The sequence below is a fragment of the Streptomyces sp. AHA2 genome (genome assembly GCF_036857595.1).
Classification (GTDB): domain Bacteria; phylum Actinomycetota; class Actinomycetes; order Streptomycetales; family Streptomycetaceae; genus Streptomyces.
Genome location: NZ_JAUQWJ010000009.1, coordinates 138,388 through 151,538, shown reverse-complemented (window position 1 = coordinate 151,538; position 13,151 = coordinate 138,388). Strand labels below are relative to the sequence as shown.

Sequence of the window (13,151 nt, the reverse complement as noted above, 5' to 3'; positions counted from 1 at the left end):
GCGGGGCCCGCCGGACAGGGTGGAAAATCCCGGGTCCGGGAATCATCGAGATGGCCCCCGTACGTTGGAGCAACTGCGGGGCCGTTGTCAGACCCGGCGAGTAGGGTCTGATCTTGACCGAGCAACTGTGTCGGGCGAACCGAGCGGGGTGAGGGATATGGCGACCAAGGACACCGGCGGCGGACAGCAGAAGGCCACCCGGTCCACCGAGGAGGTCGAGGAGCAGTCTGCGGAGGCGCAGGGCTCCGAGGACCTCAAGGAGCGTCAGGAGAAGCTGAGCGACGACGTCGACTCGGTCCTCGACGAGATCGACGACGTCCTCGAGGAGAACGCAGAGGACTTCGTGCGGTCCTTCGTGCAAAAGGGCGGCCAGTAAGGGGCCCGATCCCTCGCCCCGCAGGCGGGCGAGGGGCACGGGTGACGGACGGGCGGGGCGCGGAGCGCTGCGCACGGGGCAGTGGGTGACCTCGTGCTCCCGTGTGCGGCGCTCCGGGCGCCGGGGGCGTCCGGAGCCCGCCGGCCCGCCGGCCTCCACGCGGCGGGCGAATGCGGCGTCACCCCGGCGCAGTTGGTTGCGCCGGGCATGTGGATCACCGCCGAAGGACGGGTAGGGTCCGAGGCATACCGCGCCCCCGGTCGCAGCCGGACCGGGGTTGTACCAAGGATCGGCCCGACGTCACAGGGCGGGCTGTCGCATACGTGGAAGGAATCGCGTGGAAGCCAACACTCGCAGCACCGGGCGTCTACCAGCTGCCTTCCTGACGCCAGGCTCTTCCTCCTTCATGGACTTCCTCTCCGATCACCAGCCGGAACTGCTGCCGGGCAACAAGAAGTTGCCGCCCGTGCAGGGTGCTGTGGAGGCGCCGCACGGCACGACGATCGTGGCCGTGACGTTCCCCGGCGGTGTCGTCCTCGCCGGTGACCGGCGGGCCACCATGGGCAACGTCATCGCGCAGCGGGACATCGAGAAGGTCTTCCCCGCCGACGAGTACTCGGCGGTGGGCATCGCCGGGACGGCGGGCCTGGCCGTGGAGATGGTCAAGCTCTTCCAGCTGGAGCTGGAGCACTTCGAGAAGGTCGAGGGCGCCCAGCTGTCCCTGGAGGGCAAGGCCAACCGGCTGTCGACGATGATCCGCTCGAACCTCGGGATGGCCATGCAGGGCCTGGCCGTCGTCCCGCTGTTCGCCGGGTACGACGTCGACCGGGACAAGGGCCGCATCTTCTCCTACGACGTCACCGGCGGACGCTCCGAGGAGCACGGGTACGCGGCCACCGGGTCCGGATCGATCTTCGCGCGCGGCGCGATGAAGAAGCTCTTCCGGGACGACCTGAGCGAGTCCGAGGCCACGACGCTGGTGGTCCAGGCGCTCTACGACGCGGCAGACGACGACTCGGCGACCGGTGGTCCCGATGTCGCCCGCCGGATCTATCCCATCGTCACCGTGATCACCGAGGACGGCTTCCGCCGGCTCACCGAGGACGAGACGTCCGAGATCGCGCGCTCCGTCCTCCAGCGGCGGCTGGAGCAGCCGGACGGGCCGCGGGCCGCGCTGCTGTGAGCGGCCGGCCGTCTTCGTGAGGGTGGTCCAGTGAACCGACGGAATCTTCAAGAGAGGGACGGATAACCGGTGTCGACGCCGTTCTATGTCTCACCCCAGCAGGCGATGGCCGACCGGGCGGAGTACGCCCGCAAGGGCATCGCCCGTGGCCGCAGCCTGGTCGTGCTGCAGTACGCCGACGGCATCGTGTTCGTCGGCGAGAACCCGTCCCGCGCGCTGCACAAGTTCAGCGAGATCTACGACCGGATCGGCTTCGCGGCCGCCGGCAAGTACAACGAGTACGAGAACCTCCGCATCGGCGGCGTCCGCTACGCCGACCTGCGCGGTTACACCTACGACCGGGCCGACGTGACGGCCCGCGGCCTGGCGAACGTGTACGCGCAGACGCTGGGCACGATCTTCTCCAGCGCGGCCGAGAAGCCCTACGAGGTGGAGCTGGTCGTCGCCGAGGTCGGAGAGACCCCGGAGGGCGACCAGATCTACCGGTTGCCGCACGACGGGTCCATCGTCGACGAGCACGGCTCGGTCGCGGTGGGCGGCAACGCGGAGCAGATCAGCAGCTATCTGGACCAGCGGCACCAGGACGGCATGACCCTGGCCGAGGCGCTGAAGCTGGCGGTCCAGGCGCTGTCGCGCGACACGAACGGCAGTGAGCGGGAGATCCCCGCGGAGCGGCTGGAGGTGGCGGTCCTGGACCGGACGCGGCCGCAGAAGCGCAAGTTCAGGCGGATCAGCGGGCGGCAGCTGTCGCGGCTCCTCGGAGCGGACGGCGGCGGCACGCCGGAGGCGGCGTCGGAGGACGCCGAGTAGGCGGCGCACACACGCGAACGCGCGAAGGGCCCCGGCTCCGGCCGGGGCCCTTCGCCGTCCCGCCAGACGGGTCAGGGACCCCCTAGGAGCGGCGTGGCGGGGCCGTGGAGGCCCGAACGACCAGGTGGACGGGGATGTCGCCGCTCTCGGCCTCACGGCCTTCCAGGACGGCCAGCAGGGCCAGCATGCCGCGTTCGCCGAAGAGTTCCGCGTCCAGGCGGACCGTCGTGAGCTCCGGGTCGATGGCCGTGGCCAGGGCCAGGTCGTCCAGGCCCGTGACCGACACGTCGTCGGGGATGCGCAGGCCCAGGCGCCGGGCCGCCTTGTACGCTCCCGCGGCCAGTTTGTCGTCGTCGCAGACGACGGCCGTCGGGCGGCCGGCGGGATCGGCGAGCGCGCCGTGGGCCGCCGTCTGCGCCCCCTCGATGGAGATGGGGGCCCGGGCCGTGCGCACCGACGTGCCCGGAACCCGCGAGAGCCGGGCCGCCAGTTCCCGGGAGCGCACCTCGAACGTCCAGGACGGGACGTCCGCCGCCAGGTGCAGGAAGCGGCGGTGGCCCAGGGACAGCAGGTGCTCGGTGATCTGGCGGACGCCGTCGGCGATGTCCAGGTTCACCGTCGCCGCGCCCAGGCTCCCCGCCGGGTCGCTGTCCAGCATCACCAGCGGGAGCGCCTCGCCGCGGATCGCGCTGAGGGCGTCCGCCGCCATGGACGAGGCGATGACGCCGTCCAGGGCCGCCTGCGCGGAGGCGAAGGGGTCGCGGGCGGGGCCGACGCCCTCGGGGGAGGGGTACAAGACCACGCCGAAGCCGTGCTCGGCGGCGACCCGGGCCGCGCCCGTGTAGACCCCGGCGAAGAACTCCGTGGTCAGGGCCGGGACGACCAGCAGGACCGTGCGCGTGCGGCCCAGACGCAGGTGGCGGGCGGCCAGGTTGGGGCGGTAGCCCAGCTCGCGGGCGGCTTCCCGGACCCGCTCCGCCGTGGCCGCGGAGACTCGTCCGCGCCACTTGTCCCCGAGGACCAGGGAGACCGCCGCCTGGGAGACCCCGGCGGCCTGGGCGACGTCCCGGCTCGTGGGGCGGGTGCTGCCTCGTGCCACCGTGGGCCTGCGCTTTCGTCTGGACGGGCGAACAGCGGACATGGTACGTATGGAACTCGACGTTATACGTAAAACCTAGGGCGGGGACATGGCCACGGGATACCTGGAGATCCTTCGGGCGCGACACGCCGCCCGGCTGCTCGTCGGCACGCTCGTCGGGCGGCTGCCCAACGCCACGGCCGCCATCGCCGTCGTGCTGTTCGTCCGGGCGGAGGGCGGCACGTACAGCCTGGCCGGTGCCCTGGCGGCGGTGTACGGCGTCGCCAACGCCGTCGGGCAGCCGGTCCTGGGACGGCTCGTGGACCTGCGCGGCCAGCCGCTGGTGCAGCTGCCCGCCGCCGTGCTGTCGGCGCTGGCGATGGCCGCCTTCGCCTTCGCCGGCATCGGGTCGCTGCCCCTCGCCTACGCCGCGGTCGCGGCCGCCGGGCTCTTCACCCCGCCCCTGGAGGGCGGGCTGCGCGCGCTGTGGCCGTCGGTGCTGCGGCGCGAGGACCAGGTGCACACGGCGTACGCCATGGACGCGGTGGCCCAGGAGGTCATGTTCACCGTCGGGCCGCTCCTGGTGACCCTGTGCGTGTCCCTCTGGTCGGCCCAGGCCGCGCTGCTCGTGCTGAACGTGGTCGGGGTGCTGGGCGCCCTGTCCGTCGTCGTCTCGCAGCCCTCGCGCGCCTGGCGGTCGGCGCCCCGCGAGGCGCACTGGCTGGGCGCCCTGCGCTCGCCGGGCCTGCTGGCGCTGCTCGCGGCGTTCCTGTTCATCGGGATGGCCCTCGGGTCCATCACGGTCGCCTCCGTGCCCTACGCGGACGACCACGGCGGTGACGCCGTGTACGGCTGGCTGATGGCGGCGCTGGGCTTCGGCGCACTGGTGGGCGGTGCCGTGTACGGGGCCCGGCAGTGGGCCGGAGAGCCCGCGCGGCGACTGCGGGTGCTGGTGGCGCTTCTGGTGGTGTGTTACCTGCCGCTGATGCTGATGCCGGACGCGGTGCCGATGGTCGCCCTGACCGCGCTCGCCGGCGTCTTCCTCGCACCCGCGATCGCCTGCGCGTTCGTCCTGGTCGACCGGCACGCCCCGCGGGGCACGGTCACCGAGGCGTTCTCCTGGCTGGTCACCACCTTCACCGTCGGCCACTCGGTGGGAACGGGTGTCGCCGGGCCCGTCGTCGAGCAGGGCGGGGCCCTGTGGGGCTTCGCGGTGCCGGCCGCCGCGGGCGGCGTGTCCCTGCTGGTTCTGACCGCCACAGGACGGGTGGTCGCAGCTCCCGGCCAGGGAGCGGTCGTTGCGGCCGGTTCGGAAAATGATCCGAACCGTGCCCTCGAACCCCGTTTCAGTTCCGGGGATCGGGCGTAATGTTCCCTCATGGACCGCCGCATTTTCGGGCTGGAGAACGAGTACGGCGTCACGTGCACGTTCAGGGGACAGCGCCGCCTGTCTCCTGACGAGGTGGCGCGGTACCTCTTCCGCCGTGTCGTGTCATGGGGCCGCAGCAGCAATGTCTTTCTGCGAAACGGCGCCCGCCTCTATCTCGACGTGGGTTCGCATCCGGAATACGCGACACCGGAATGCGACAACGTGATCGAACTGGTCACCCACGACAAGGCCGGCGAGCGCATTCTCGAAGGACTCCTGGTGGACGCCGAACGACGCCTGCACGAGGAGGGAATCGCGGGCGACGTCTACCTCTTCAAGAACAACACCGACTCGGCGGGCAACTCCTACGGATGCCACGAGAACTATCTCGTGGCGCGGCACGGGGAGTTCTCGCGACTGGCGGACATCCTGATCCCGTTCCTCGTCACGCGGCAGCTGCTGTGCGGAGCGGGGAAGGTGCTGCAGACGCCGCGCGGGGCCGTCTACTGCGTCAGCCAGCGGGCCGAGCACATCTGGGAGGGCGTCTCCTCGGCGACCACCCGCTCCCGCCCGATCATCAACACGCGCGACGAGCCGCACGCGGACGCCGAGCGCTACCGCCGCCTGCACGTCATCGTGGGCGACTCGAACATGTCCGAGACCACCAACCTGCTCAAGGTCGGGGCCACCGACCTCGTGCTGCGCATGATCGAGGCCGGCACGGTGATGCGGGACCTCACGCTGGAGAACCCCATCCGGGCCATCCGCGAGGTCAGCCACGACATCACCGGCCGCCGCAAGGTCCGCCTGGCCAGCGGGCGTGAGGCCTCCGCCCTGGAGGTGCAGCGCGAGTACTACGAGAAGGCGCTCGACTTCTGCGAGCGCCGCGGCGTGCGCACCGGCACGGTCGAGCGGGTCCTGGAGCTGTGGGGCCGCACGCTGGACGCGATCGAGAGCGAGGACCTCGACCGCATCGGCACCGAGATCGACTGGGTCATGAAGTACAAGCTCATCGAGCGCTACCGGGCCAAGCACAACATGACGATGTCGCATCCGCGGGTCGCGCAGATAGACCTCGCCTACCACGACATCCACCGCCGTCGTGGCCTGTACTACCTGCTCGAGAAGAAGGGGCAGGCGGCCCGCGTCTGCAACGACCTGAAGATCTTCGAGGGCAAGTCCGTGCCGCCGCAGACCACTCGGGCCAGGCTGCGCGGCGACTTCATCCGGCGGGCCCAGGAGCAGCGCCGGGACTTCACGGTCGACTGGGTGCACCTGAAGCTCAACGACCAGGCGCAGCGCACCGTGTTGTGCAAGGACCCGTTCCGTTCGGTGGACGACCGGGTGGAGAAGCTGATCGCCGGAATGTGATCGCGTTCCGCCCTGCGCGCAAGGGCGTACGGCGGCGGCCCGGCCGACCCGGTGGACCGCCGGAAGTTCCCCGGCGAGTTCCGCTCGCTGGACGGCGGCGCTCCTGACCCTCCGCTGCCGAGCCGCACACGCGGTGACCTCGCCCGGGCCGGAAACCGGCCCGGGCGACGCCGTGTCGTCCGCCGGGCCCGGCCGGGAGTGCGCACGCCGTAGAGTGGCGGGCATTGGCCCCCCACCCCCGATCCCAGTTGGACTGATGAACTACAACACGAAACGACTCGTGGCCGCGCTGCTGGCCGTTCCCGCCCTGTTGTTCACCGCCGCGTGCGGATCGGACGACGGGAACAACGGCGACGCGGCGGCAGGCGTCGCCGAGGTCAAGGGAAAGGTCGGGGCGAAGCCCGAGATCTCCGTGCCCAAGGACGGTGACCCGTCCGAGAAGACCGTGGTCAAGACGCTCTCGCCCGGCAGCGGAAGCGCGATCAAGAACGCCGACTTCGTCCGTCTGGACTGGACCGTCGAGAAGTGGGGCGGCGACAAGGAGCTGGGCGGCACCTGGGCCGCCGCTGCGGCGGGGGACAAGGCCCCGCGCCGGCAGTCCGTCGAGCAGATCGGCAAGCCGAGCCAGCAGCTGCCCGAGAAGGTCCTCGACGCGGTGAAGGGCAAGAAGCCCGGCAGCCGGATCCTGGTGCAGGGCACCGCGGGCGACCTGATCGGCCAGAGCCTGAACACCTCCTCCGGCATCGCCGCCAAGGACGTGCTGATCTGGGTGGTCGACCCGGTCGGCGCGGCGAGCGTCGACGTCAAGGACGAGGTCACGGGCGAGCAGGCGGCCTCCGCGTCGGGCCTGCCCGAGGTGAAGGCCCCCTCGCAGAAGGCCGCGACGATCACCGTCCCGAAGGGCGTCGAGGCCCCCAAGGACCTGAAGGAGCAGGTGCTGGTCAAGGGCGACGGCAAGAAGGTCGAGGCGGGCCAGGGCCTGATCGCCCAGTACACCGGGGTCAAGTGGGAGGACGGCAAGAAGTTCGACTCCTCCTGGGACCACGGCGGCGCCACGGCCTTCCAGATCGGCAACGGCTCCGTGGTGGCGGGCTGGGACAAGGGCCTGGTCGGCAAGCACGTCGGCGACCGGGTGCTGCTGGTGATCCCGCCGTCGCTCGGCTACGGCGCGAGCCCTCAGAGCGAGCTGTCCAAGAACACGCTGGTCTTCACCGTGGACATCCTGGGCGCGGTCTGACCCGGCCGTCTGTGAGACTGTCCCCGACGCAGGTCACGCGACAAGGAGAGATGAAGTGAGCATCGACAAGCCCGAGATCGACTTCCCGGGCGGCGAGCCCCCGGCGGACCTCGAGATCAAGGACATCTGGGAGGGTGACGGACCGGTCGCCGAGGCCGGCCAGACGGTCACCGTGCACTACGTCGGCGTCGCCTTCAGCACCGGCGAGGAGTTCGACGCCAGCTGGAACCGCGGCACCCCCTTCCGCTTCCCGCTGGGCGGCGGCCGGGTCATCAAGGGCTGGGACCAGGGCGTGCAGGGCATGAAGGTCGGCGGCCGCCGCCAGCTGACCATCCCCGCCCACCTCGCCTACGGCAACCAGAGCCCGACCCCGGCGATCAAGCCCGGCGAGACGCTGATCTTCGTGGTCGACCTGCTCGGGGTCTGATCACGAGCCGACAGACTCGATCACCTGGGGCCCATGCCTGTCCGGCATGGGCCCTCGGCTTTTGCCGTACCACCGTGTGGCGGTACGGTCATCGCTCGTAAGCACCATAGGGAGGCGAAGCGCGTCGATGGCCATTGCCAAGGCCGAGCGGCTGATGAACCTGGCGCTGTGTCTGCTCGGGACCCGGCGGCCGCTCAGCAAGCGCGAGCTGCGCGACTCCATCGAGGCCTACGTCGAGGCGTTCGGGCCGGGCAACGGCTCGGCCGGTTCCGACGACTCGTTCAACCGCATGTTCGAGCGGGACAAGGACGACCTGCGTGAACTGGGCCTGGTGATCGAGACGGTCGAGAGCCTCGAGGGCGAGGTGGGCTACATGGCCCGCCGCGACAGCAACCGCCTCCCGCCGATCACGCTGGACGCCGAGGAGGCCGCCGCGCTCGGACTGGCCGCCAAGGTGTGGCAGCAGGCCCGGCTCGCCGGCGCGGCCAGCGGGGCCCTGCAGAAACTGCGCGCGGCGGGACTGCCCGAGGACGTCGACCCGTACGGGTCGCACGGCGCGCTGGAGCCGCGGATCCCCGTGCACGAGGCGGCGTTCGAGCCGCTGATGCTGGCCTGCCGGGACCGCCGGCCGGTCGTCTTCGACTACCGCAAGGCCACCGCCGCCCACCCCGAGCAGCGGCACGTCGAGCCGTGGGCGCTGGAGTGCTGGCGCGGTCACTGGTACCTGGCGGGCTGGGACCGCGACCGGGGCGCGGAGCGGGTGTTCCGGCTGTCCCGGATCACCGGCAAGGTCCGCTCCCGCGGCGGCCGGTACACGGCCCCCGTGCCCGACGTCGTCACCGTCCGCGAGACCGTCGCGAGCTGGGCCGGGGAGATCGCCGACCGTTCGGCGCGGATCCGGCTGCGCTCGGACGCGGGGTACCCCCTTCGGGCGAAGGCCACCTCGGTCCGGGAACTCGGCGACGGCTGGGACGAGTTGGAGATTCCGTACGGCCACGGGCTGGACGCCTGGCTGGTGGAGTTCGGGCCCGACGTCGTCGTCCTGGAGCCCGCCGAGCTGCGGGCCGACGTGGTGGACCGGCTGCGTGCCGTGGCCAAGGGCTGAGGGGGAGCGGAGCAAGACAGTGGCAGGCAAACCGGTCAGGCCCGTGAACGCCATCGACCAGACCCGGCGGATGCTCTCGCTGGTGACGTACCTGCGGGAGCGCCCCGGTGCGCGCGTCGAGGACGTGGCACGCGCCTTCGGCATCACCGAGGACGAACTGGTCTCCGACCTGGACGTGCTGCCCATGTGCGGCACCAGCTTCCGCGGGGGCGATCTGCTCGACATCGACACCGACGGCGAGCGCATCTGGTGGCACAACCCCGCCGCCCTCGCGGCGGAGGCGGCCGAGCCGCTCAGGCTGGCCGCCGACGAGGCGACCGCGCTGCTCGTCGCCGCCCGGGCCGTGGCCACCCTGCCCGGACTGCGCGAGAGCGACCGGCAGGCGCTGCTGCGGGCCACGGCCAAGGTGGAGACCGCGGCCGGCGAGGCGGCGGGCGCCAGCTCTCGGCTGTCGGTGACCTTCGAGTCCGAGGGCGGCGTCTTCGCCGACGTCGACCGGGCGATCGCCGAGCGCCGCCGCCTGTGGATCCGCTACTACTCGCCCGCCCGGGACGAGGTCACCGAGCGGGAGATCGACCCGATCCGGCTGGTCAGCGTGGGGCACACCTACGTCGAGGCGTGGTGCCGCCGCTCCGAGGCACGCCGTACCTTCCGGCTCGACCGGGTCGCCGAGATCAAGATTCTCGACGAGCCGTCGGCGCCGCCCGAGATCGAGCTGCGCGACCTGTCCGAGGCGCTGGTGCAGCCCGCGGCCGAGGATCCGGAGGTCGTGATCGAGGTCGGACCCGGCGGCCGCTGGGTCGCCGAGTACTACCCGCACGACAGCGCGGACGAGCTCCCGGACGGCGGGCTGCGCATCACCCTGCGGACCCCCGAACCCGCGTCGCTCAGACGGCTGGCGCTGCGGCTCGGACGGGACGGCCGGATCGTGTCCCCGCCGGAGCTCGCCGGCAGCGCCCGGCAGGCCGCCCGCGAGGCGCTCGCGGCGTACGACGGGATCGAGGCGGTCGAGGCGGCCGGTGCGCAGCGCACCGCGCCCGGGCCGCACGCGGTGCACGCGGTCGCGGACGCGCCGGACGGCGCGGGCGAGTGAACCCGGTGTGCCGGCGGTCCGGCCCGGCGACCCGGACCCGCCGGGGAGCCGGCGGTCCGGCGGGGTCGCCCGGACGCACCGGGCGCGGCACCCCGCAGGCGAACGACCCGAGGAAGAGGAGCGAGGTCTGTGAGCGAGTCGGTGACGTCCTCAGCGACGGGCATGACGGTGGAGTCCGCCTTCGCCGGGATGAGAAGCGTGGCGCCGGTGGTGTTCCGGGCCGGCTGCCCGGACTGCCGGGAGCGCTTCGAACTCGCCGCGGGCGCCCTGCGCCTCGCCATCGGCGCCTCCAGCCGCACCACCTTCTACTCCTTCACCTGTCCCCGGTGCGGCTCGTCGGTCCGCAAGCCGGCGGGGGAGCGGATCGTGGAACTGCTCACCGGCGGCGGGGTGCGCACGCTGCGGCTGCACTCCACGCTCTGACGGGCCGGGACGTTCCGCCCCTCGGGACGGTCTAGGCTCGACGTCATGTTCTGGCCGATGTTCGCGGTTGCCGTGGGGTTCGTGGGTCTTGCCGTGCTGGCGGTGTTCGCCGTGCGGGTCTTCGTGGCCGCGCAGGCCCTGGGCAGGCAGGTCACGGAGTCGGCGCGCCGGATCAACCGGGCCGCCGAGGATCTGGAGCGCGCGGCGGAGAGCGCGGCCCGGTCGGCCGACGCCCTGTGAACCGTCCGGCCCCGCGGAGCGCTTTGGGCCGGTTCGCCCTGTCACCGGGCGGGCCGGGACAGGTACGCTGCTGATCGTGGTCCGGTTAACGAGGCGCGGGCCGCGGACGGGAGTACGCACAGGGGACGCAGAGGGATTGCCTCACGTTCACCCCCGAGCGTTACGATCGCTGTCGACCCGATCGTTCGGACGTGTGTCCGACCGGTCGGACAGCACCCCACCACAGCCGCCTCGGTGAGAAGGTAAAGACTTATGTTCGGAAGGCTCGGAGCCCCCGAGATCATTCTCATCCTCGTCGTCATCATCCTGCTGTTCGGCGCGAAGAAGCTTCCGGACATGGCTCGGTCGCTCGGCAAGTCCGCCCGCATCCTCAAGAGCGAGGCCAAGGCGATGAAGGACGAGAACAAGTCGTCCACCACCCCGGCCGGCCCGCCGAACACCGACGAGCCCTCGCAGCGCACGATCCAGGCGGCTCCCGGCGACGTGACCAGCTCGCGCCCGGTCAACGAGCCCACGGACACGACCAAGCGCTGACGCAGGGCCGGTGACCTCCGGCCCGCCGCACGAGATGGGAACGTGGGTTGCTGAAGTCTGCCCGCAAGCAGGAGAGGGATCCCGAGGGGCGGATGCCCCTCGCGGAGCACCTTCGCGAGCTCCGCAACCGGCTCGCCAAGGCCATCCTGGCGATCGTCGTCGTCACGGTCGTCGCCGCCTTCTTCTACAACGACATCATCAACTTGATCACCAAGCCGATCCTCGACTCGGTCGGCTGTGACAAGACCTTCGCGGAACTGGCCAGGTCGGAGACGGGCACGAAGCCCTGTGCACAGATCACCATCAACGGTCTGCTCGCCCCCTTCACGCTGGCCCTGAAGGTGTCGCTGATGGCCGGTGTCGTCCTGGCCTCGCCGGTCTGGCTGTACCAGCTGTGGGCCTTCGTCGCGCCCGGTCTGCACCGACACGAGAAGAAGTACGCCTACGCCTTCGTCGGCACGGGTGCCCCGCTGTTCATCGCCGGCGCCTACTTCGCGTACACCGTCCTGCCCACCACGGCGAAGGTGCTGCTGGAGTTCACCCCGGGCGGCACGTCCAACCTGCTCCCGCTGGACGACCTGCTCGACCTGGTCCTGCGGATGGTGCTCGTCTTCGGCCTCTCCTTCGAACTGCCGCTGCTGCTGGTCATGCTCAACCTCACCGGGGTGCTCACCGGCAATCGCATGCTCGGCTGGTGGCGCGCCATGATCATGGGCATCACGTTGTTCGCGGCCATCGCCACGCCCAGCACCGACCCGCTGACCATGCTCGCGCTGGCGGCGCCGATCTGGATCCTGTACTTCGCCGCCGTGGCCTTCTCGCTGCTGAACGACCGCCGCCGCAGCCGCCGTGAGGCCCTCGGCCCCGCCGACGACGAGGCTTCCGAGCTGGACCTCACCCCCGAGGACATCGGTGAGATCGAGCCCGTGACCACCAGCCGTGCGGCCCTGCCCGAGCAGGCGGGCGCGGAGCGGGCGGAGCGGGTCAACGGGTATGACGACGTGACCTGAGGGATCACCGGACGACTCGTGCGGTCGCTGCCGTGACCAGCGAGATCGCCACTTTCGTCAACCCCACCGCGGGCCGCGGCCGGGGCGCCCGCGCGGCGCAGCCGGCCGCTTCCGCGTTGCGGGCGGCGCCGGGGCGCCGGCCGCCGTCGGCGGTGACGGCAGGGCCGACCCGGCGCTGCGTGCCGTCGCCGCCACCACCCCGCCGCCAACCGTCCCGCCCACAGGGCCCACCGGGCCCGGGCGCCGTCTGCACCGGCCCTTCAGTGGCTCGCCCTTGCCGATCGAGCGACGACGTCGCCCGCGTCCTCGGCATGCCCGTAGGGCAATCGGCCGCCGCGGGACGCGTGACGGCCGACGCGCTCAAGGGCGGCCGGATCCGCGGCATCGGCCTCGGACGGCTGGGGGAGTGCTGGTTCGGCGCGGTCCTCGCCTCCGGCCTCGGCTCCCGCGTCAGCGGCCGGGGCAACCCGTGCGGTGGCCCGCCGGCCGCCTCGGTACGGCCTCGCGACGATCGCCGACCCGGCCGGTCCGCGGCCGGTGCCGTACCGGACCCGGCTCGACGGCGGCGGGGCCCTGGACGTCGAGACGACCCAGGTGGCGGTCGGCAACCGCCCTCCTGCGGCGGCGGCGTGCGCATCCGCCCGGCGCCGGCCTCACCGGCGGACTGCTCGGCGTCACCGTGGCCCGGCACCGCAGCCGCAGGACGCCGCTGCGCGTCTTCCCGGGCGTGTACCGCGGGACCCACGGCGGGCACCCGGAGGTGAGCGTCCTGCGTGCGGCCCGCGTGGAGATCGCCGCCGGCGGCGGCGGGCGGTTACGCCGACGGGGAGGCGCTCGGCGCACTGCCGCCGAGTGCGCGCCGCGTGCCCGGGGCGTGCGCGTCGGCGGCCCCTGA

14 protein-coding genes and 1 pseudogene are annotated in these 13,151 nt (G+C 72.1%); 14 read left to right on the top strand and 1 reads right to left on the bottom strand.

Translation table 11 applies throughout. The features are described from left to right. Positions 1 to 157 precede the first annotated feature (157 nt). The 3 genes from Q5694_RS20160 to prcA all read left to right on the top strand — a co-directional run bounded on the left by Q5694_RS20160 (position 158) and on the right by prcA (position 2,369). Positions 158 to 376 (top strand): ubiquitin-like protein Pup, encoded by a 219-nt coding sequence (locus Q5694_RS20160; RefSeq protein ID WP_333934568.1) that lies wholly within the window; start codon positions 158 to 160, stop codon positions 374 to 376. 337 nt (positions 377 to 713) lie between these two features. Further along, positions 714 to 1,559, top strand: a complete 846-nt coding sequence (prcB, locus tag Q5694_RS20155; RefSeq protein ID WP_333934567.1) for a proteasome subunit beta — start codon at positions 714 to 716, stop codon at positions 1,557 to 1,559. A gap of 69 nt (positions 1,560 to 1,628) precedes the next feature. Next, the gene (gene prcA, locus Q5694_RS20150; RefSeq protein ID WP_333934566.1) at positions 1,629 to 2,369 is read left to right on the top strand and encodes a proteasome subunit alpha; all 741 of its coding nucleotides are present in this window, start codon (positions 1,629 to 1,631) and stop codon (positions 2,367 to 2,369) included. An 82-nt stretch (positions 2,370 to 2,451) separates the two neighbouring features. Here the strand turns inward: prcA and Q5694_RS20145 are convergent, their stop codons facing one another. Continuing rightward, positions 2,452 to 3,510, bottom strand: a complete 1,059-nt coding sequence (locus tag Q5694_RS20145) for a LacI family DNA-binding transcriptional regulator (protein WP_333934565.1) — start codon at positions 3,508 to 3,510, stop codon at positions 2,452 to 2,454. A gap of 46 nt (positions 3,511 to 3,556) precedes the next feature. On the opposite strand from Q5694_RS20145, the gene Q5694_RS20140 reads away from it, so the two are divergent. The 11 genes and pseudogenes from Q5694_RS20140 to Q5694_RS34845 form a co-directional block, all read left to right on the top strand. Beyond that, positions 3,557 to 4,816 (top strand): MFS transporter, encoded by a 1,260-nt coding sequence (locus tag Q5694_RS20140; protein ID WP_333934564.1) that lies wholly within the window; start codon positions 3,557 to 3,559, stop codon positions 4,814 to 4,816. A gap of 9 nt (positions 4,817 to 4,825) precedes the next feature. Beyond that, positions 4,826 to 6,187: a Pup--protein ligase gene (pafA, locus tag Q5694_RS20135; RefSeq protein WP_333934563.1), complete on the top strand. Its 1,362-nt coding sequence runs from the start codon at positions 4,826 to 4,828 to the stop codon at positions 6,185 to 6,187. A 256-nt stretch (positions 6,188 to 6,443) separates the two neighbouring features. Beyond that, positions 6,444 to 7,424: an FKBP-type peptidyl-prolyl cis-trans isomerase gene (locus tag Q5694_RS20130; RefSeq protein WP_333934562.1), complete on the top strand. Its 981-nt coding sequence runs from the start codon at positions 6,444 to 6,446 to the stop codon at positions 7,422 to 7,424. 55 nt (positions 7,425 to 7,479) lie between these two features. Then, positions 7,480 to 7,851 (top strand): FKBP-type peptidyl-prolyl cis-trans isomerase, encoded by a 372-nt coding sequence (locus tag Q5694_RS20125; protein WP_094055282.1) that lies wholly within the window; start codon positions 7,480 to 7,482, stop codon positions 7,849 to 7,851. A 127-nt stretch (positions 7,852 to 7,978) separates the two neighbouring features. Next, on the top strand, positions 7,979 to 8,956 hold the full coding sequence (locus tag Q5694_RS20120; protein ID WP_333934560.1) for a helix-turn-helix transcriptional regulator: 978 nt from the start codon (positions 7,979 to 7,981) through the stop codon (positions 8,954 to 8,956). 19 nt (positions 8,957 to 8,975) lie between these two features. Next, positions 8,976 to 10,049, top strand: coding sequence for a helix-turn-helix transcriptional regulator (locus tag Q5694_RS20115; RefSeq protein ID WP_333934559.1), 1,074 nt, complete (start codon positions 8,976 to 8,978; stop codon positions 10,047 to 10,049). Between the two features lie 162 nt (positions 10,050 to 10,211). Further along, positions 10,212 to 10,472 carry a hypothetical protein gene (locus Q5694_RS20110; RefSeq protein ID WP_333934713.1) on the top strand — a complete coding sequence of 87 codons (261 nt, stop codon included), beginning with the start codon at positions 10,212 to 10,214 and terminating at the stop codon, positions 10,470 to 10,472. A 45-nt stretch (positions 10,473 to 10,517) separates the two neighbouring features. Continuing rightward, positions 10,518 to 10,712: a hypothetical protein gene (locus tag Q5694_RS20105; protein ID WP_333934558.1), complete on the top strand. Its 195-nt coding sequence runs from the start codon at positions 10,518 to 10,520 to the stop codon at positions 10,710 to 10,712. Between the two features lie 252 nt (positions 10,713 to 10,964). Continuing rightward, positions 10,965 to 11,246 (top strand): Sec-independent protein translocase subunit TatA, encoded by a 282-nt coding sequence (gene tatA, locus Q5694_RS20100; RefSeq protein ID WP_333934557.1) that lies wholly within the window; start codon positions 10,965 to 10,967, stop codon positions 11,244 to 11,246. A 47-nt stretch (positions 11,247 to 11,293) separates the two neighbouring features. Further along, positions 11,294 to 12,256 carry a twin-arginine translocase subunit TatC gene (gene tatC / locus Q5694_RS20095; protein WP_333934556.1) on the top strand — a complete coding sequence of 321 codons (963 nt, stop codon included), beginning with the start codon at positions 11,294 to 11,296 and terminating at the stop codon, positions 12,254 to 12,256. A gap of 32 nt (positions 12,257 to 12,288) precedes the next feature. Then, positions 12,289 to 13,131: pseudogene (locus Q5694_RS34845) on the top strand (sphingosine kinase); the annotation flags it as partial. Between the last annotated feature and the right edge of the window lie 20 nt (positions 13,132 to 13,151).